Source organism: Clostridium sp. AM42-4 (assembly GCF_003480105.1).
In the GTDB taxonomy this organism is placed as follows: Bacteria; Bacillota; Clostridia; order Lachnospirales; family Lachnospiraceae; genus Brotaphodocola.
This window is the reverse complement of sequence record NZ_QUIK01000011.1, coordinates 100,725-118,261: the sequence shown is the minus strand read 5'-3', so window position 1 is coordinate 118,261 and position 17,537 is coordinate 100,725. Positions and strand designations below refer to the sequence as shown.

Below are 17,537 nucleotides of genomic sequence, written 5' to 3'. Positions count from 1 at the left end.
ATATAAAGAAGAAGGAGATTTGACATGAGATTATCATTTGATGAGATCCAGAGTGAGATCAAACGCGTATTCATGAAATACGGTTTAACTGAAGAAAAAGCAGATATCTGTGCAAGAATCCACACAGAATCTACCTATGATGGTATTTATTCACACGGAACCAACCGTGTTGCCCGTTTTGTAGATTATATCCAAAAGGGCTGGGTTGATGTAAACGCAGATCCGGTTATCGAAAAAGATTGCGGTGCTGTAAAGGTCATCAACGGAAATATGGGACCTGGTATTTTAAATGCACTTTATTCTGCTGACCGGGCAATGGAGATGGCAGATCAGTATGGTATTGGTATGGTCGGCTTAAAGAACACCACCCACTGGATGCGCGGAGGCACATACGGACTGTATGTTGCGAGAAAAGGCTATGTGGGCATCATGTGGACCAACACAGAGGCATGCATGCCGCCGTGGGGCGCAAAGGAGTGCCGTCTTGGTAATAACCCGTTTGTAATGGCGTGCCCGGGTCCGGATGGTGGTCCGGCAATGCAGCTGGATATGGCAATCAGCCAGTATGCTTATGGAAAACTTCAGGTAACCCGTCTGGCAGGTAAGAAGCTTCCGTTCCCTGGCGGATTTGATAAGGATGGCAATATTACCGACGATCCTGGCGCAATTGAAGAATCCATGCGTATTATGCCGATCGGCTACTGGAAAGGCTCCAGCTTCTCCTTTATGTTAGACATTCTTGGATCAATTCTTTCTGATGGTGTTGGTGCGGTTGATCTGGATGCTTCTAAGAAAGGCTCTTGCGGCGGCTGTTCTCAGGTAATGATCGTAATCGATCCGAAGAAGATCACAGATGGAGATAAAATGAGTGAGACGATCCGCCGTGCGATCGAGTACTTAAAGAGTGCAGAGCTGGCAGAGCACAGCAACGGCATTATGGCACCTGGTGAAGACTATGTACAGTTTAACAAAGAGCATGATGAAAAGGGAATTTTCGTAGATGATTCTGTTTGGGCAGAAATTAAAGCTCTGTAAAAAGTAAGAGTACTCCCGGAATGACAGACTTTCAGCAATGGGAGCATGGATATTCCGGGAGTATCGTTATTTAGGAGGAATATCATGATCGTTGATCATATCAAAAACCGCAGCCGCTATGAGCACTGTCATAAAAATATCGCAGCCGCTTTGCAGTTTATTGCAGAACATGCAGATGATCCGGAATTAAAAGATGGAAGCTATCCGGTCATTCCGGATGAAGTGATCGTTCATGTCCTTACAAAGGAAACCCATGGAAGGGATGAAGCTAAGATGGAAATCCATAAGAACTTTATGGATATCCATTATATCATAAAGGGCGCAGAAAGCTGTGCGGTAGCACCGCTTGCACCGGAGCAGGACATCGCTTATGATCCGAATACGGATAACGCATTCTGGGATTGTAAAGATAGCTACAGTGTTGTGATCGGGGAAGGCGAATTTTATGCAGTCTGGCCAATGGAGCCTCATTGCCCATTGTGCAATACCGCAGAGGCGCCAGAAACGATCCGGAAGATTATATGCAAAGTGAAAGTTGATTAGAGGTAGAACAGATGAAAGCAGTAAAGATTGTAAAACCAAATGATCTGCAGATCATTGATATGGAAAAACCGGTTCTGGATGAAAAAAACAACGTGTTGGTAAAAATCCGCGCAGCAGGCATTTGCGGATCTGATGTAGGAATTTATCATGGAAAAAATGCAGCAGCTACTTATCCGAGAGTGATCGGACATGAAATGGTCGGGGATGTAGTGGAGGTTGGCGAAAATGCCACAAAATTCAAGGTAGGTGACCGTGTGATCATTGATCAGGTGACTGCCTGCGGACATTGCTATGCCTGCCGTAAGGGAAGACCGAATGTCTGTGCAAACCTTAAGGTGCGCGGAGTTCATATCGATGGCGGCTACCGTGAATTTATGGCAGTTCCGGAAAGTGACTGTTACCGTCTCCCGGATAGCCTCTCTTATGAGGATGCAGTTATGATCGAGCCGACCACCATTGCAGTACAGGCCTGCAGCCGTGCACAGATCGAATTTGAGGATAATGTCCTGATCATCGGTGCAGGTGCACTTGGAAACAGTATTTTACGTATTGCGCGTTTATACCACCCGCAGAACATTATCGTAGCCGATATCGAAGATGGAAAGCTGGAAGAGGCATTAAAGCATGGTGCTACCTATGTTGTAAATAGCCGTACTGAAGATCTGGTAGAGAGAGTCCATGAAATTACAGATGGTTATGGACCTACCGTAGTGATCGATGCTGCCTGCTTTAAGGGAAGCTTCCTGACTGCCTGCCGCTGTGCCGGAAATGCAGGAAGAGTGATCACCATGGGCTTTAGTGTGGATCCGGATGATATCAACCAGTTTGTTATCACCTCTAAGGAGCTGGATGTAAGAGGCAGCCGTCTGCAGAACCGCAGATTCCAGACTGTGATCGATCTGGTTGAAAAGGGACAGGTAGACCTGAATGGAAGTATCAGCCATAGATTTTATTTCCAGGATGCACAGAAAGCGTTTGATTTTAACGATACCCATGATCCATCTATCAGAAAAATTGTTCTGACGTTTGACGAATAAAAGAGTGGAGGAATGAAACTATGCCTATGCAAATGGGATTTCGCTGGTATGGCGAAGGAAATGATATGATTTCCCTTTCTGATATCCGACAGATTCCTGGTGTGACCAGCATTGTCTGGGCTTTGCACGACAAGCAGCCGGGAGAAGTGTGGGAAAAGGAAGAAATCCGTAAAGTACAGAAACAACTGGAACCATACGGATTTAATATGGATGTAGTAGAATCTGTAAACGTACACGATGATATCAAGATTGGTCTGCCTATTAGAGACAAGTATATTGCCAATTATATCCAGACGATCCGTAATCTGGCTGAATTTGGCGTAAAAGTAATCTGTTACAATTTCATGCCGGTATTTGACTGGACAAGAACGGATCTTTACCATCCGGTAGGAGACGGATCCACTGCAATGTTTTACGAGACCAGTAAGATCCATGAAGATCCGAAAGAAATGGCGGATTATATTTTGAAGAATGCAAATGGTCTTACCTTCCCGGGCTGGGAACCGGAGCGTATGGCAAAGCTGGATGAGCTTTTTGAAAAATACCGTCCGGTTACTAAAGAAAAACTCTGGGAGAATCTGAAATATTTTCTGGAGGCTTTAATGCCAGTCTGCAAAGAAACCGGAATTGTGATGGCAATTCATCAGGATGATCCGCCGTGGGATATTTTCGGACTTCCGAGACTGCTTGTGGATGAAGAATCCATTGACCGCTTTTTAAAAATGGTGGATGATCCACATAACTGTCTCACTCTTTGTTCCGGAAGCTTAAGCTCCAATCCAAAGAACTGCGTGGCTGATATCGTGCGGAAGCATTGCGACCGCATTGCATTTGCGCACATTCGCAATGTGCATCATTTCCCAAATGGTGACTTCATCGAAGCAAGCCACCGTGACTGCGATGGGGAAACCGGTATTCTGGATATTGTGAAGGCATACCACGATTGTGGTTTTGAAGGCTATATCCGTCCAGACCATGGTCGTCAGCTGTGGACAGAGGGGCCAGGCAATGTACGTCCTGGATATGGCCTTTATGACAGGGCACTGGGAATCATGTATATCTGGGGAATCTGGGATATGCTGGAAAAACAGAAAAATGAGCAGGAGGGGCAGTAATCATGAAGCTTTCTGAACTGAAACATGAGGTGACTCCGGAATGGAAGGAAAAAGGATATGAATTACCTTCCTTTGATGTAGAAGCAGTACGGAAAAAAACATATGAAAACCCGACCTGGGTACATTTTGGTGCCGGAAATATTTTCCGGGCTTTCCCAGCGGCTGTATTGCAGAAAGCGCTGGATTCAGGAAAGTATGACCGCGGCGTGGTCGTTGTGGAAGGCTTTGACTATGAGATCATTGATAAAGCTTACCGTCCGTATGATAACCTGAGCCTTTTAGTGGTCCTTAAGTCCGATGGAACGATCCAGAAACAGGTAATTGCTTCTGTGACAGAAAGTCTGAAAGCGGACAAGGGCTTTGCTGATGACTGGAAACGGTTGGAGGATATTTTTGAAAACCCGTCCCTGCAGATGATCAGCTTCACGATTACAGAAAAAGGTTATTCCGTTTCTGATGCAGATCTCGAAAAAGGACTTAACCCGGGCCTGATCATGGGCAAGGTGACTGCTTTATTATATAAACGTTTCCAGGCTGGAAAATACCCGATTACGGTTCAGAGCATGGACAATTGCAGCCATAATGGAGATAAAGTAAGGCAGGCTGTTACTGCTTATGCAAAGAAGTGGAAAAGCATGGGTCTGGTTCCGGCTGGATTCCTGGAGTATGTACAGGATGACAAGAAGGTATCTTATCCATGGAGCATGATTGACAAAATTACCCCACGCCCGGATGAGAAGGTGAAAAAGCTTCTGGAAGAGGACGGCTTTGAGGATTGGGAAACGATCATTACCGATAAGAAGACCTATACGGCTCCTTTTGTAAATGCAGAAGAGACAGAGTATCTGGTTATTGAGGATAACTATACCAATGGGCGTCCACCGATGGAATTAGGCGGAGTGCTTTACACAGACCGGGAAACTGTAGATAAGGTAGAACGTATGAAGGTGTGCACCTGCCTGAATCCACTTCATACAGCAATGTCCATTTATGGATGCATGCTGGGCTATAGCCTGATTTCGGAAGAAATGAAGGACGAGGATATCCGCGGACTTATCACGAAGCTTGGATACATTGAGGCAATGCCGGTTGTGATCGATCCAGGAGTATTAAAGCCGGCGGACTTTATCAAAGCAGTTTTAGAGCAGCGTCTGCCGAACCCGTTCATGCCGGATGCACCACAGCGTATTGCTACCGATACTTCCCAGAAGCTGCCGATCCGTTTTGGTGAAACGATCAAGGGATACCAGAAGGCAGGCCTGAAAACAGATGATCTGGTGCTGTTATCGTTGGTATTAGCAGGATATTCCAGATATCTGAAAGGGATCGATGATGAAGGAAAGAGCTTTGAGCCTTCTCCGGATCCGCTGTTAGAGGAATTGCAGTTCATCGTTGCCGGATTAGAAGTAAAAGAGGGCGAACAGGACTTCTCCTGCTTAAGAAAATTATACAGCAGAACCGATGTATTTGGTGTGGATCTCTATGAAGCTGGTATGGGAGAGCGCATTGAAGCAATGGCAGCAGAATTGTATGGCGGTGTTGGCGCTGTCCGGAAAACACTGCATAAATATGTAGCAGGCAGATAAGGTGACGGCTATGAAATCTTTTATGGATGAAGAATTTCTTCTGTCAACAGAAGCGGCAAGAAAGCTTTATCATGAGTATGCTGAGATAATGCCAATCATAGATTACCATTGCCATCTGAGCCCGCAGGAAATCTACGAGAACAGAAAGTACGAAAATATCACTCAGGCATGGCTTGGTGGAGACCATTACAAATGGCGTCTGATGCGGGCAAACGGAGTGGAAGAAAAATACATTACAGGAGATGCCTCCGACAGGGAAAAATTCCAGAAGTGGGCGAAAACTCTGGAAAAGGCAATCGGAAATCCACTGTATCACTGGAGCCATTTGGAATTAAAACGATATTTTGGCTATGATGGCTATTTGAATGGATATACAGCTGAGACGGTGTGGAATTTATGTAATGAACAGCTTCAGGCAGATGGAAGACGGCCAAGGGATCTCATAAAAATGTCTCATGTCAGACTTTTGTGTACTACAGATGATCCAGTCGATACGCTTGAATGGCATCAGAAAATAGAAGCTGATCCATCGTTTGATGTGCGTGTGCTTCCGGCATGGCGTCCGGAAAAGGCCATGAATCTTACCGGACCGGATTATCTGGATTATCTGGAAAAACTGGAAACGGTAGCTGGAGTCAAGATTGACAGTTTTGACAGTCTGATCTGTGCATTGAAGATCCGAATGGATTTTTTCGAGGCAAACGGATGCCGGATTTCGGATCACAGTCTGGATTATGTTATGTACCAGCCTGCCACGGAAGAAGAAGTGGAAGCTATTTTTGCAAAGAGGCTGGCGGGAGAAAATATCACTGGACAGGAGAAAAAGCAGTTTGAGACAGCTTTTATGCTTAGGATGGGCAGGGAATACCATAAAAAAGATTGGGTAATGCAGCTGCATTATGGCGTAAAGCGGGATGTGAACATCCGGATCTATGATAAGCTAGGGATAAACGTAGGAACAGACTGTATCAGCAATTACGCGCCTGCCGCAGAAATGGCAGATTACCTAAATGCTTTGGCCCAGACAGGAGAGCTGCCGAAAACAGTCTTATACTCCTTAAATCCGTCTGACAATGCAACGATTGGGTCCATAATGGGATGCTTTCAGGACGATAGCGCATTCGGAAAAATACAGCAGGGGAGTGCATGGTGGTTCAATGACCATAAATCCGGAATGATAGAACAGATGACATCTCTTGCTAATTCTGGTGTGCTGGGCAATTTTATTGGAATGCTGACTGATTCCCGGAGTTTTCTTTCCTATACAAGGCATGAATACTTTAGAAGGATCATGTGTGACCTGATCGGAGGTTGGGTAGAGAATGGAGAATACCCGGCAGATTATGAGGTTTTGGAAAAGATTGTAAAAGGAATTTCATATTATAATGCTGTCAGGTACTTTGGTTTTGAAAAACAATTAAGATAAATCCTGACATTGTGCAGCAGAAAGCAAAAAAAGAAAACGCCTCACCGGTGGACAAAACACCGGTGGGGCGCTTTCTTTTGGTTGCAACCCTAATTTTTAAGGTTTTTTGAAAATAGCCATGTCCGGAAAAGAAAACGCAGCGGGTGTGATAGAGTGTAATGCATCAAAGGATTTCGTAAATAAATTGATTGTGTGATTGTGATATTTTTGCTTTGTTTTCTTTTACAGAACAGGACTCTTTTCATCCGTTCATAAGGTTAATGCAGGAGTTTGCGTTTTTATTGCATGAACAGGAAAAAAGTTTGAAATTTTTTGTGGAAGCGTGAAAAAGTAAGGAGCCGGTCTGAAAAGAGGCAGTCTGAAGGAACCAGGGGCTGTGAAAAATCCAGAACGTGCAAGGAATCATAATGCTGGGACTGTATGGGAGATAAGTGCACACTTATAAGTACAACAAATAATATATATAAGTAAAAACTATAAATACTAATAAGCAGAAAAAACACGCTATTCTTCGACGAAAAATTAACAAATCGAAACGCAACTGAATTCTGACAAATTCCAGGCTGATTCCGGCAGAATCCCATTATTGAACGCTATAGGAAACATGTCGAAATATTCATGTTTTTTTACAAAAACAAGCGGCGGTTTCACTCTGCTAACATCGTTCGCGAATTAACAAAAATTTCGGCCAAAAACTGTGAATCTGACATGTTTTCAAAGGAAAAAACGATTGTTATATTGTATACAATATGTAATTTTTGATTGTCGTAAACCGCGAATTATGTTATACTGACCATGATGGCAAAACGAGAGATTTTGTCGATAGCAAGTTGAAAATGTATAGAAAGAGGGTAAAGGAAAATGGGATTGGCTACATTTAAAGGCGGCGTTCATCCTTACGAGGGTAAAGAACTGTCCGAGAGCAAGCCGGTACAGGTCCTGATGCCGAAGGGAGATCTGGTATTCCCGATGTCCCAGGGAATCGGCGCACCGGCGAACCCGCTGGTAAAGAAGGGCGACAGAGTCCTGGCTGGTCAGATCATCGGTGAAGCAGGCGGATTCATTTCTGCAAATGTCATCTGCTCCGTATCCGGTACTGTTAAGGCTGTAGAGCCGAGACGTGTTGCCAGCGGCGGCATGGTAAATTCCGTTGTAGTGGAAAATGATGGACTGTATGAGGCAGTAGAAGGCATGGGCGCAGACCGTGACCCGTCCACTCTGTCCAAGCAGGAAATCCGCGATATCGTAAAAGCAGCTGGTATCGTAGGTATGGGCGGCGCTGGTTTCCCGACCAACGTAAAGCTGTCTCCGAAGAACGAAGATGCAATCGAGTACATTCTCATCAATGGTGCAGAGTGTGAGCCGTATCTGACTTCTGACTATCGCTGCATGATGGAGAATCCGGAAAAAATCATCGGCGGTCTGAAAGTTATCCTTCAGCTGTTTGACAAGGCAAAGGGCGTGATCGGCATTGAGAACAACAAGCCGGAAGCAATCAAAAAGCTGAAAGAGTTAGTAAAAGACGAGCCGCGTATCGAGGTATGCGAGCTTCTGACCAAGTACCCGCAGGGTGGTGAGCGTTCCTTAATCTACGCAATCACCGGCAGAAAAGTAAACTCCTCCATGCTTCCTGCAGATGCAGGCTGCATCGTGGACAACATTGGTACTGTCATCGCTATTTACGATGCAGTATGCAAGACCACTCCTCTGATCGAGCGTGTATTCACCGTAACCGGCGATGCAATCGCAGATCCGAGAAACTTCCGTATTAAGATCGGAACCAACACCCAGGAACTGATCGAGGCAGCAGGCGGATTCAAGACTGAGCCGGAGAAAGTCATTTCCGGTGGTCCTATGATGGGCTTTGCTATGTTCGACTTAGACGTTCCGGTCATCAAGACCAACGGTTCTGTCCTGTGCATGACCAAGGACCAGGTGGCAGCAAACGTGGAGACTCCGTGTATCCGCTGCGGTAAGTGCGTAAGCGCATGCCCGAGCCATATTGTTCCGGTTATGATGATGAAAGCAGCATTAAAGGGCGACTGCGATACCTTTGAGAAACTCAACGGTATGGAGTGTATGGAGTGCGGAAGCTGTACCTTCGTATGTCCGGCAAAACGTCCTCTGACCCAGGCTTTCAAGGAAATGAGAAAAACGGTTGCAGCCAACCGCAGAAAAAAAGCACAGGGGGGAAAGTAAACCATGGCTAAATTATTTAACGTATCCTCATCCCCGCATGTGCGGAGCGAGGAAACTACCCGCAGCATCATGATGGACGTGGCAATTGCCATGCTGCCGGCCACCGCTTTCGGTGTATTCCAGTTCGGCCTGCATGCCCTGCTCGTGATCATTGCGACTGTATTTGCATGCGTACTGAGTGAGTACGTATTTGAGAAAGTAACCAAGAGAACTGTTACCATCAGCGACTTCAGTGCCGTTGTAACCGGTATGATCCTTGCACTGAACTGCCCGTCCGAGATTCCGTTATGGATCCCGATGCTCGGTGGTGTATTTGCGATCGTGATCGTGAAGCAGATCTACGGTGGCCTGGGTCAGAACTTCATGAACCCGGCACTGGCAGCAAGATGCTTCCTGCTTATTTCCTTCGCAGGCAAGATGTCTTCCTTCACCCTGGATGGCGTAACCACCGCTACTCCTCTGAACGTGATGAAGACTGCATGGAAGGCTGGCGAGTCTAACCTTGGCGTAGACCTTATGGCTATGTTCATCGGTAAGATCCCGGGAACCATCGGTGAGGTTTCTGTAGTAGCCCTGTTAATCGGTGCTGCTTACCTGGTATTTAAGAAAGTAATTTCCCTGCGCATTCCGTTAACCTATATCGCAACGGTTGCAGTATTCGTATTCATCTTCGGCAGACAGGATCTGAACTTTGTTCTGGCTCACATCTGCGGCGGCGGACTGATCTTCGGTGCATTCTTCATGGCAACCGACTATGTAACCAGCCCGATCACCCCGAAGGGACAGATCGTATTCGGTATTCTGCTTGGCGTGCTGACCGGAACATTCCGTCTGTTTGGTGGTTCTGCAGAGGGTGTTTCCTATGCAATCATCATCAGCAACCTGCTGGTTCCGCTGATTGAGCGCTATACCCTTCCGGTAGCATTTGGAAAGGAGGGCAAAAAGGCATGAGTAAAGGTGGATTTATGAAAGATGCCTTCGTTCTGTGCGGCATTACCCTGGTAGCCGGCGCATTACTGGGCGGCGTTTATGAAATGACAAAAGCTCCGATCGATGCAGCAAACCTGGCAGCAAAAGAGGCAGCTTACCGTACCGTATTCCCGGACGCAGCAAGCTTCGACGCAGGTGACCTGGCAGACAAGATCCCGGCAGCAAACGAGGAGATCGCAGGACTTGGCTACGGCAAAGTTATGGTAGATGAAGCTGTAGCAGCAAGCGATGCTTCCGGCGCAGCAGCAGGCTACGTTGTAACCGCTACTTCCAACGACGGTTTCGGCGGTGCGATCACCGTTTCCGTAGGTATTCAGTCTGACGGTACCGTAAATGGTATCGAGTTCTTAACCCTGGCTGAGACCGCAGGTCTTGGTATGAATGCGGACAAGCCTGAGTGGAAAGGTCAGTTTGCAGGCAAGAAGGCAGAAGTGTTCTCCGTAACCAAAGACGGCGCAACTTCTGACGATCAGATCAACGCAATCAGTGGCGCTACCATTACATCAAGAGCAGTCACGAATGCGGTGAATGCGGCAGTTTATTTTGTAGATAACTGCCTGGCACAGTAGGAGGTAGGAAGTCATGAATAAATGTATCGAACGTTTATACAACGGTATTATTAAAGAGAACCCGACCTTCGTCCTGATGCTTGGTATGTGTCCGACCCTGGCAGTAACCACCACCGCGATCAACGGTATCGGTATGGGACTGTCCACCACGGCGGTTCTGGTTTTCTCTAACCTTATTATTTCCGCACTGCGGAAGATTATTCCGGATCGTGTACGTATTCCGGCATACATCGTAATCGTAGCATCCCTGGTTACCATCGTTCAGCTGCTTTTACAGGCATATGTACCGAGCCTGTACAGCGCACTGGGTATCTACATCCCGCTGATCGTTGTTAACTGTATCATCCTGGGTCGTGCAGAGGCATATGCAGCAAAGAACGGCCCAATCGAGTCCGCATTCGATGGTATCGGTATGGGCCTTGGTTTCACCGTAGGTTTAACCTGTATCGCAATCGTGCGTGAGCTCATTGGCGGTGGTTCCTTCTTCGGCATGGAGATCATTCCGGAGGACTTCCACGTAACCATCATCGGCCTGGCACCGGGTGCATTCTTTGTACTGGCTTGCCTGACCGCACTGCAGAACAAGTTCAAAGCTCCGAGTGCAACCAACGGTTCCGTACCGCAGTCCACACTGGCATGCGGCGGCAACTGCGCATCCTGCAGCGGTTCTGCATGTTCCTCTAACCACTCTGTCCTGGAAGAGAAAAAGGCAGAAGAGCTCAAGAAAGCAGAAGAGGCCAAGAAGGCAGCAGCTGCAGCAGCTCTCGCTAAGAAGCAGGCAGCAGAGGCAGCTAAGGCAGCAGCCGAGGCTGAAAAGAAAGACGAATAAGGAGGGACAGGTAAATGAAAGAGTTAATTTTAATTATTGTCGGATCTGCTCTGGTTAACAACATCATCCTGAGCCAGTTCCAGGGCCTGTGTCCGTTCCTTGGTGTTTCCAAGAAGGTTGACACCTCCATTGGTATGGGTGCAGCCGTTATCTTCGTAATTACGCTGGCAAGCATTGCAACAAACCTGGTTTACTCTCTGGTGCTGGTTCCGCTGCACTTAGAGTACTTACAGACGATTGCCTTCATTCTGGTAATTGCAGCACTGGTACAGTTCGTTGAGATGTTCTTAAAGAAGAGCATGCCGTCCCTGTACTCCGCGCTGGGTGTATTCCTTCCGCTGATTACGACCAACTGTGCAGTTCTGGGTTCTGCCCTGACCAACGTACAGAAGGGTTATAACTTCATTTTCAGTGTAGCAAACGGATTCGGTACTGCGGTTGGTTTCACCGTCGCAATCGTACTGCTGGCAAGCATTCGTGAGAGTATTGAAGACAATGATATCCCATACAATTTCCAGGGTTCTCCGATCGTTCTGATTACCTCTGGTCTGATGGCGATTGCCTTCATGGGCTTCTCCGGACTGATTTAATGGGAGGTAGTAGAATATGACAGGTTTGCTTTTAGCGGCAGTTGTCATCGGTGCCATCGGTATCATCATCGGTGTGCTCCTGGGCATTGCCAGTGAGAAGTTTAAAGTTGAGGTTGACGAAAAAGAAGTTCTGGTCCGTGCAGAACTTCCGGGCAACAACTGTGGTGGTTGTGGTTTCCCGGGATGTGACGGTCTGGCTGCAGCAATCGCTGCAGGCACCGCTCCGGTTAACGGATGTCCGGTCGGCGGCGCTCCGGTAGCAGACAAGATTGCTGCGATCATGGGTGTTGAGAGCGGCAGCTCTGAGAAGAAGGTAGCTTTCGTAAAATGTAAAGGTACCTGCGACAAGACCAACGTGAAGTACAACTACTATGGAATTACCGATTGTTCCATGGTAACCGTAGCACCGGGTTCCGGCGAGAAGGCTTGTGCTTACGGCTGTATGGGTTACGGTTCCTGTGTAAAGGCATGTCAGTTCGACGCAATCCACGTAGTAGACGGTGTTGCTGTTGTTGACAAAGAGAAGTGCGTAGCCTGCGGCAAGTGCGTAGCTACCTGCCCGAAGGGCCTGATCGAGCTTGTTCCTTACAAGGCAGAGCATCTGGTTCAGTGTTCTTCCCACGACAAAGGACCGGCAGTCAAGAAAGTCTGCACCGCTGGCTGTATCGGATGTACCCTGTGCACCAAACAGTGTGAGTTCGATGCGATCCATATGGAGAACAATGTGGCAGTTATCGATTACGAGAAGTGCACCAACTGCGGCAAGTGCGCAGCAAAGTGCCCGGCTAAGGTTATTATCTAATCTTATTAAAATGAAAGAGTTCCGCGCTCCTGCAGTCCTTATGGACTGCAAGGGCACGGAACTCTTTTTATATCTCCACCTCACAATACATATCAATATACTCCCCAAATCTCGGCAGAGCCAGTGTCAGGAGACCTCATTTTTTCATAGGCATAGGAGGCCAGTGCCTCATCAAATTCCGGCAGAATTTCCTCCAGGCTTGCATTGTGCTGCCATTTGAGGTATCCAAGGATCTGGAAAGCAAAAGGATAGCCTTTGGTAACAAGTGCCATCTGTACAGCTGTTTTTGGCGGAAGATTAAAAACGGTACGGTAGCTGGTGGTCATGGATGGAATGCTCAAAGGTTCCAGAAAGACTTTTGGCGCCCGGTGCAAATTATTTATATTTATATATTATTATTTATACGTATTTATTATATCAAAATGGCAAGGATATATGAAAGCAAACTTTTATCAGAAAAACATCAAAATGCATAGCAATTTATAAGAATAGATGATAAAATAGGGATGTTGTTAAAAAATCGTAAAATGTTATTGTTACTAAAAGGAGAGTTTTATGAATCTGGAAAAGCTATTTCATCTCAAAGAAAACCATACCGATGTGAAAACGGAGGTCATGGCAGGTATTACCACGTTTATGACTATGGCCTATATTCTGGCGGTCAACCCAAGTGTGCTGGGCGCGTCCGGCATGGACAGCGGAGCGGTTTTCACCGCAACAGCGCTTGCATCCGCAATCGGAACCCTGCTCATGGCATTATTCTCAAATTACCCGTTTGTACTGGCACCGGGCATGGGACTGAATGCTTACTTTGCGTATACGGTGGTTCTCTCCATGGGTTACACCTGGGAGATGGCACTGGCAGCAGTATTTGTGGAAGGTGCACTCTTTCTGGTATTGTCTTTAACCAATGTGCGTGAGCAGATCTTCAACTCCATCCCGATGAACTTAAAGTATGCGGTATCTGCTGGTATCGGTTTGTTTATCGCATTTATCGGACTGCAGAATGCAAAGATCGTTGTAGATAGTGCAACCCTGGTAGGAATGTATTCCTTTAAGGCATCGATCGCAAACGGCCTGTTCCACAGCGAAGGAATCACCGTTTTACTTGCGCTCATTGGAATCCTGATCACCGGAGTGCTGCTGGTAAAAAATGTAAAGGGAAATATCCTCTGGGGTATCCTGATCACCTGGGCACTTGGCATTGTATGCCAGCTGACCGGTCTCTATCAGATTAACCCAGAAGCCGGCTGCTACAGTCTGCTCCCGGATTTCTCCAACGGAATCGCAATTCCGAGCCTGGCACCGACCTTTATGAAGCTGGACTTCAGCCGTGTGGCATCTATTGATTTCGTGGTTGTGATGTTTGCTTTCCTGTTTGTAGATATGTTTGATACCTTGGGAACCTTGATCGGTGTGGCATCCAAAGCGAACATGCTGGATGAGCAGGGCCGCCTGCCGCGTATCCGTGGTGCTTTGCTTTCTGACTCCATTGCTACCGCAGTCGGTGCAGTGCTTGGTACCTCTACGACCACAACCTTCGTAGAGAGTGCATCTGGTGTAGCAGAGGGCGGAAGAACCGGCCTGACCGCAGTGGTATCTGCAATCCTGTTTGCATTATCCCTGTTCCTGTCCCCGATCTTCTTAGCAATTCCGTCCTTCGCAACGGCACCGGCACTGATCACCGTAGGATTTTTGATGCTGACCTCAATCTTGAAGGTAAACTTTGAGGATTATACCGAGGCGATCCCGGCATACATCGCAGTGATCGCTATGCCGTTTATGTACAGCATTTCCGAAGGAATCGCCATGGGTGTTATCTCCTATGTGCTCATCAACCTGGTGACCGGAAAGGCAAAGGAGAAGCACATCACACCGCTGATGTACGTGCTGGCTGTGCTGTTTGTGCTGAAATATATTCTGCTGTAATCTTGGCGCAAGATACTTTCTGTGGTATTACGGAAAGATTTGAACTGTGTTATGGTAATTGAATGATTGTGGAAAAGATCCCGTGGAACTGCCGTATGGATGTTCCATCCGGGATCTTTTTCTTTTGATTGTAGAATCAGGTCCTTTCTATTGTAGAGCGGGATTATTTCTATATTGATAAGACAGAGTTTATCCGGCAGTGGTGGGAACGTGGTGACAGTGCAACGCTGATCAACCGTCCGCGCCGTTTTGGAAAGACCCTGAACATGAGCATGTTGGAGCAGTTTTTTTCCGTGGAATATGCGGGGAGGAGCAATCTGTTTGTGAAGTTTTCTTATTTAAAAGACAGCGAAAAACTGACGGATACAGACCGTGCATTTTTCAACCGGATGCTGTCTGAACAGGGGAGAGACAGCGACGCGACATCATCTCTGTACCAGTTATCCAGCTTTCTGAACCGGTACTATGGAAAAAAGGTGATCATACTGCTGGATGAATACGATACGCCAATGCAGGAGGCTTATGCAGATGATTACTGGGAGAAAATAGTGCCTTTTACAAGAAGTCTGTTCAATTCCACATTTAAGAACAATCCATATATGGAACGTGGAATGATGACTGGAATCACAACGATCAGCAAGGAATCAATTTTCTCGGATCTAAATAATCTGAAAGTGATTACGACTACATCAGAAGAATATGCGGATGCGTTTGGCTTTACAGAGCAGGAAGTATTCCAGGCATTGGACGAATTTCACATGGCTGGAGAACGGGAAACAGTAAAGCTGTGATACGACGGATTTACGTTTGAAGGGAAACAAGTTCTGATCATAAAAGGCTGAGAAAGACAGGGCCTGTGGCTCTCTGGTTCTTCAGAGAGCGGCAGGCCCTGTTTGCAGCAGTGATATTTGCCGGATATACTGTGAAACAATAATATTATTTTTCATCCACCACCTGGAAGATGTAGAACTTTAAATAATAGGAAGCCTGTTCACCGCCGGTCCAAAGAATCGGATGGTCGGCTGCCTGGGTGCGGTATTCGACCTGGCGGAGACGTTTGTGTACGTTTCCTGCAGCTTCGCGGATGGTCTTGGTGAACAGTTCCGGATCCATGAAATGGGAGCAGGAGCAGGTCGCAAGATAGCCACCGTCCTTCACCAGCTTCATGCCGCGCAGGTTGATCTCGCGGTAGCCTTTCACAGCATTTTTGATGGAGCTGCGGGACTTCGTGAAAGCAGGCGGGTCCAGAATGACAACATCGAACTTCTCGCCCTTTTCCTCCAGCTCCGGAAGCAGATCGAACACATCGGCACACTGGAAGGTGACGCGGTCGGAAAGACCGTTTAACTCTGCGTTCTCGCGGGCCTGTGCCACACCCAGTTCTGAAGCATCGACACCAAGAACGGAAGCGGCTCCGGCGATGCCTGCGTTTAAGGCAAAGGAACCGGTGTGGGTAAAGCAGTCCAGAACCTTTTTGCCCTTGCACAGCTTCTGGATCGCAAGGCGGTTATACTTCTGGTCGAGGAAGAAGCCGGTTTTCTGGCCGTCCTGCACGTCGACGATGTAGCGGACACCGTTTTCCACGATCTCTACTTTGGTGTCGAATGGCTCGCCGATAAAGCCTTTTACGCGCTCCATGCCTTCCTGAAGACGTACCTTTGCATCGCTGCGCTCGTAAACGCCGCGGATGGAGATACCGTCTTCTGCCAGAACCTTTTTCAGTTTGTCCAGGATCACCGGTTTCCAGCGGTCAATGCCCAATGCGAGGGATTCGACAACCAGAACATCGGAAAACTTGTCGATGACGATGCCCGGCAGGAAATCTGCCTCGCCGAAGATCAGGCGGCAGCTGGAGGTATCCACGGTGGATTTGCGGTATTCCCAGGCATTGCGGACACGCATCTCGATGAATGCGTCATCTACAACGGTATCTTTTTTGCGGGTCATCATGCGGACGGTGATCTTGGAACGGGTGTTGATAAAGCCCTGTCCCATAGGATAGCCGTCGAAGTCGGAGACGGTGACCATATCACCGTTCTCAAAATCCCCTTCAATTTTATCGATCTCGTTGTCGTAGATCCAGGCGCCGCCGGATTTTAAGGTGCGGCCTTCGCCTTTCTTTAAAATAACATTTGCAGACATAATAGATATGCTCCTTTATGATTTTTTTGCTTCTCTCTTCGCCTCTAAGTTGGAAACAACCATGGTGCAGGCTGCGTCACCGGTGATGTTGACGGTGGTACGAGCCATATCGAAGATACGGTCCACACCGGCTACCAGGGCGATGCCATCGACCGGAAGTCCGACAGAGGTCAGTACCATAGCCAGCATGATCATACCGGCACCTCCATGCATTTCATGAAAATCTCGTTTAAGTCATTGAAAGCATTTACGACGCGGACATTTTTCCGCCGACCAGACCAATGGTAACGGCAAACGCGGTCGTGAACAGGTAGAAGATGACGGTCTTCAGTCCGATCGCGCACCGACTTTTTTGATATCACTCATGGAAATGATGCCGCACATAATGGAAAACAGAACAATCGGTACGACGATGAACTTGACCAGATTCAGAAAGATGGTTCCGAATGGTTTAATAAAGGTTTCTGCAAAATCTGCGTGACTCTGCAGCAGCAGTCCGGCGACGATGGCGAGGACCAGTGCAATGAAGATTTTCATTGCCAATGACATTTTCTTTTTTCGTTTATACTTGTATACCCCTTTCTCTTTGGTAATGTTTGTAAAAGATCACTACTGGACACGTTTTTGTGAGCAGTAATGAAAAATCTGAATTGGGGAAAAGCATTGGTGCGGGAAAGCCCGATTGGCTGCTGATGCAGTAAAAAAGGAGACACTGCACCTGAACACACAATGTCCCCGTTGACAT

At 47.2% G+C, this 17,537-nt stretch carries 18 protein-coding genes; 14 read left to right on the top strand and 4 right to left on the bottom strand.

All coding sequences use genetic code 11. From position 1 onward, the window contains the following. Positions 1-24 precede the first annotated feature (24 nt). The 12 genes from yiaK (at position 25) to DW922_RS10450 (ending at position 12,721) form a co-directional block, all read left to right on the top strand. Positions 25-1,035 (top strand): 3-dehydro-L-gulonate 2-dehydrogenase, encoded by a 1,011-nt coding sequence (gene yiaK, locus DW922_RS10505; protein WP_118726499.1) that lies wholly within the window; start codon positions 25-27, stop codon positions 1,033-1,035. Positions 1,036-1,119: 84 nt separating this feature from the next. Further along, positions 1,120-1,578, top strand: a complete 459-nt coding sequence (locus tag DW922_RS10500) for a YhcH/YjgK/YiaL family protein (protein ID WP_178716290.1) — start codon at positions 1,120-1,122, stop codon at positions 1,576-1,578. 11 nt (positions 1,579-1,589) lie between these two features. Further along, positions 1,590-2,615, top strand: coding sequence for a zinc-binding alcohol dehydrogenase family protein (locus DW922_RS10495; RefSeq protein WP_118726497.1), 1,026 nt, complete (start codon positions 1,590-1,592; stop codon positions 2,613-2,615). 20 nt (positions 2,616-2,635) lie between these two features. Further along, positions 2,636-3,730 (top strand): mannonate dehydratase, encoded by a 1,095-nt coding sequence (gene uxuA, locus DW922_RS10490; RefSeq protein WP_118726496.1) that lies wholly within the window; start codon positions 2,636-2,638, stop codon positions 3,728-3,730. Positions 3,731-3,732: 2 nt separating this feature from the next. Then, the gene (locus DW922_RS10485; protein WP_118726495.1) at positions 3,733-5,316 is read left to right on the top strand and encodes a mannitol dehydrogenase family protein; all 1,584 of its coding nucleotides are present in this window, start codon (positions 3,733-3,735) and stop codon (positions 5,314-5,316) included. A 10-nt stretch (positions 5,317-5,326) separates the two neighbouring features. Next, positions 5,327-6,742 (top strand): glucuronate isomerase, encoded by a 1,416-nt coding sequence (uxaC, locus tag DW922_RS10480; RefSeq protein WP_118533974.1) that lies wholly within the window; start codon positions 5,327-5,329, stop codon positions 6,740-6,742. Between the two features lie 861 nt (positions 6,743-7,603). Further along, the gene (rsxC, locus tag DW922_RS10475) at positions 7,604-8,941 is read left to right on the top strand and encodes an electron transport complex subunit RsxC (protein WP_118726494.1); all 1,338 of its coding nucleotides are present in this window, start codon (positions 7,604-7,606) and stop codon (positions 8,939-8,941) included. 3 nt (positions 8,942-8,944) lie between these two features. Continuing rightward, complete coding sequence (locus DW922_RS10470) at positions 8,945-9,892, top strand: RnfABCDGE type electron transport complex subunit D (protein ID WP_118726493.1); 948 nt, start codon at positions 8,945-8,947, stop codon at positions 9,890-9,892. Further along, positions 9,889-10,500 carry an RnfABCDGE type electron transport complex subunit G gene (locus DW922_RS10465; protein ID WP_118541610.1) on the top strand — a complete coding sequence of 204 codons (612 nt, stop codon included), beginning with the start codon at positions 9,889-9,891 and terminating at the stop codon, positions 10,498-10,500. The genes DW922_RS10470 and DW922_RS10465 overlap by 4 nt, the downstream gene beginning before the upstream one ends. Before the next feature lie 13 nt (positions 10,501-10,513). Then, a complete protein-coding gene (locus DW922_RS10460) occupies positions 10,514-11,329 on the top strand; it encodes an electron transport complex subunit E (protein WP_118541612.1) in 816 nt (271 codons plus the stop codon). 14 nt (positions 11,330-11,343) lie between these two features. Continuing rightward, positions 11,344-11,919: an electron transport complex subunit RsxA gene (gene rsxA / locus DW922_RS10455; protein WP_118541614.1), complete on the top strand. Its 576-nt coding sequence runs from the start codon at positions 11,344-11,346 to the stop codon at positions 11,917-11,919. A gap of 16 nt (positions 11,920-11,935) precedes the next feature. Then, positions 11,936-12,721, top strand: a complete 786-nt coding sequence (locus tag DW922_RS10450; RefSeq protein ID WP_118541616.1) for an RnfABCDGE type electron transport complex subunit B — start codon at positions 11,936-11,938, stop codon at positions 12,719-12,721. A 92-nt stretch (positions 12,722-12,813) separates the two neighbouring features. Here DW922_RS10450 and DW922_RS10445 read toward each other — a convergent pair whose 3' ends face one another. Continuing rightward, entirely contained in the window at positions 12,814-13,047 is a 234-nt protein-coding gene (locus DW922_RS10445) for a hypothetical protein (protein ID WP_243032172.1), read from the bottom strand. A 229-nt stretch (positions 13,048-13,276) separates the two neighbouring features. Here DW922_RS10445 and DW922_RS10440 point away from each other — a divergent pair, with 229 nt between their 5' ends. Together DW922_RS10440 and DW922_RS10435 are read left to right on the top strand one after the other, a co-directional pair. Then, positions 13,277-14,650, top strand: coding sequence for an NCS2 family permease (locus DW922_RS10440; RefSeq protein ID WP_118726492.1), 1,374 nt, complete (start codon positions 13,277-13,279; stop codon positions 14,648-14,650). Between the two features lie 149 nt (positions 14,651-14,799). Then, positions 14,800-15,441 carry an AAA family ATPase gene (locus DW922_RS10435; protein ID WP_118718171.1) on the top strand — a complete coding sequence of 214 codons (642 nt, stop codon included), beginning with the start codon at positions 14,800-14,802 and terminating at the stop codon, positions 15,439-15,441. Between the two features lie 145 nt (positions 15,442-15,586). On the opposite strand, the gene DW922_RS10430 is transcribed toward DW922_RS10435, so the two are convergent. From DW922_RS10430 to DW922_RS18415, 3 genes are all read right to left on the bottom strand, one after another. Next, complete coding sequence (locus DW922_RS10430; RefSeq protein WP_118718170.1) at positions 15,587-16,792, bottom strand: class I SAM-dependent rRNA methyltransferase; 1,206 nt, start codon at positions 16,790-16,792, stop codon at positions 15,587-15,589. Between the two features lie 15 nt (positions 16,793-16,807). Continuing rightward, complete coding sequence (locus tag DW922_RS18420; RefSeq protein ID WP_347560300.1) at positions 16,808-16,987, bottom strand: cation:dicarboxylase symporter family transporter; 180 nt, start codon at positions 16,985-16,987, stop codon at positions 16,808-16,810. A 132-nt stretch (positions 16,988-17,119) separates the two neighbouring features. Further along, positions 17,120-17,341, bottom strand: a complete 222-nt coding sequence (locus DW922_RS18415; RefSeq protein WP_347560299.1) for a cation:dicarboxylase symporter family transporter — start codon at positions 17,339-17,341, stop codon at positions 17,120-17,122. Positions 17,342-17,537 lie beyond the last annotated feature (196 nt).

Coding starts and splice junctions, on each gene's coding strand:
- yiaK (WP_118726499.1), top strand. CDS start 25: ATGAGATTATCATTTGATGAGATCCAGAGTGAGATCAAACGCGTATTC.
- DW922_RS10500 (WP_178716290.1), top strand. CDS start 1,120: ATGATCGTTGATCATATCAAAAACCGCAGCCGCTATGAGCACTGTCAT.
- DW922_RS10495 (WP_118726497.1), top strand. CDS start 1,590: ATGAAAGCAGTAAAGATTGTAAAACCAAATGATCTGCAGATCATTGAT.
- uxuA (WP_118726496.1), top strand. CDS start 2,636: ATGCCTATGCAAATGGGATTTCGCTGGTATGGCGAAGGAAATGATATG.
- DW922_RS10485 (WP_118726495.1), top strand. CDS start 3,733: ATGAAGCTTTCTGAACTGAAACATGAGGTGACTCCGGAATGGAAGGAA.
- uxaC (WP_118533974.1), top strand. CDS start 5,327: ATGAAATCTTTTATGGATGAAGAATTTCTTCTGTCAACAGAAGCGGCA.
- rsxC (WP_118726494.1), top strand. CDS start 7,604: ATGGGATTGGCTACATTTAAAGGCGGCGTTCATCCTTACGAGGGTAAA.
- DW922_RS10470 (WP_118726493.1), top strand. CDS start 8,945: ATGGCTAAATTATTTAACGTATCCTCATCCCCGCATGTGCGGAGCGAG.
- DW922_RS10465 (WP_118541610.1), top strand. CDS start 9,889: ATGAGTAAAGGTGGATTTATGAAAGATGCCTTCGTTCTGTGCGGCATT.
- DW922_RS10460 (WP_118541612.1), top strand. CDS start 10,514: ATGAATAAATGTATCGAACGTTTATACAACGGTATTATTAAAGAGAAC.
- rsxA (WP_118541614.1), top strand. CDS start 11,344: ATGAAAGAGTTAATTTTAATTATTGTCGGATCTGCTCTGGTTAACAAC.
- DW922_RS10450 (WP_118541616.1), top strand. CDS start 11,936: ATGACAGGTTTGCTTTTAGCGGCAGTTGTCATCGGTGCCATCGGTATC.
- DW922_RS10445 (WP_243032172.1), bottom strand. CDS start 13,047: ATGACCACCAGCTACCGTACCGTTTTTAATCTTCCGCCAAAAACAGCT.
- DW922_RS10440 (WP_118726492.1), top strand. CDS start 13,277: ATGAATCTGGAAAAGCTATTTCATCTCAAAGAAAACCATACCGATGTG.
- DW922_RS10430 (WP_118718170.1), bottom strand. CDS start 16,792: ATGTCTGCAAATGTTATTTTAAAGAAAGGCGAAGGCCGCACCTTAAAA.
- DW922_RS18420 (WP_347560300.1), bottom strand. CDS start 16,987: ATGATCATGCTGGCTATGGTACTGACCTCTGTCGGACTTCCGGTCGAT.
- DW922_RS18415 (WP_347560299.1), bottom strand. CDS start 17,341: ATGTCATTGGCAATGAAAATCTTCATTGCACTGGTCCTCGCCATCGTC.